The following is a 1,154-nucleotide window of genomic DNA, read 5'->3' as shown; positions in this document are numbered from 1 at the left end:
TATGCCCGCTCTACTCCTATTCATTCAAAGACTGACGCAACGCCCCATTGTGAGCTATTATCGACTCCCGATTTCCCCACACCCCACACCCCACACCCCACACCCCACACCCCACACCCCACACCCAGTAAGGCGAATAATGTTGCTTGGCACCCTGTCAGCTAAAGTCCTATCCCCCCCTTCTGCAATTGCTTAAACGGATCGACAATCAAATCAATAATCCGACGCCGTCTAACAATTACTTCAGCAGATGCAGTATCCCCTGGACGCAAAGGAATACACTCATTCCCTGAGTCTATACAGTCTTTTTTCAGAGTAATCTTTAAGGTATAGGCCGCTATCGGACCCTGAGGCGTATCCACTTCTTCTGTAGTGGGAGAAATGCTGATGATTTCCCCTGGTAGCACCCCATAATCTTGATAGGGATAAGCATCAAACTTCAACTTTACGGGTAGCCCAGTTTTCAAGGAACCACTTTCCGGTGTTGTCATCTGGGCTTTGAGACTTAAGGAAGAATTCTCTGGGGCAATTTCTGCCACCATCATTCCTGGCTGCACCACTGAACCGGCACCAGGAATCGGGAAATCAAATATAGTCCCATTTACCGGAGATTTTATCACCCGTTGAGACAACTGAAACTTTAACCCCTCTATCTGAGTCTTATTCTGAGCAATATCCGCTTCAAGTCTAGAAATTTCTGCCTCCATATTTTTAAAATTCTCCTCAGAGCGCAGTAGAGCCAATTTCCCGGCTTCGACTAAACCCTGATAACTTTTCTCTTGCTCCCGTAGACGCAACTGCGCCTGTTCAATCTCTGCTTCGGTTTGGCGCAAGGTGCGCTCATAAGTACTCTCTTGCTCCGTTAACCGTAACTTCGCTTGCTCGAGGTCTGATCGGGTTTGTTCATACAACCGTTGCCTCTCTTGAGCCATATCTTCCCGGTCTACCAACTGAATTTCCGAAACAATCCCCTCATTAAATGCATCTCTAAACCTTGCCACCTCCCGCTTGGCATTTTCCATGCGATTTTCCATTAAATTATAAGCCATTTGACTATGATCTAGCAATTGTTTGGCCTGATTTAACTGGGCTAGTTGTTCTGTTTTTTGTAAATTATAAGATTTTTTAAGGCCTGCTAAGGTTTGTTGCACTTG

1 protein-coding gene is annotated in these 1,154 nt (G+C 45.9%); it reads right to left on the bottom strand.

The features are described 5' to 3' along the window. Nucleotides 1-161: 161 nt before the first annotated feature. Nucleotides 162-1,154, bottom strand: a 993-nt coding sequence (locus tag F6K49_RS51405; protein ID WP_293110667.1) for an HlyD family efflux transporter periplasmic adaptor subunit, incomplete at its 5' end; no start/stop codon positions are given.

This window comes from Moorena sp. SIO3I6 (assembly GCF_010672095.1).
The sequence above is the reverse complement of the archived record's forward strand: the minus strand, read 5'-3'. Positions and strand labels throughout refer to the sequence as shown.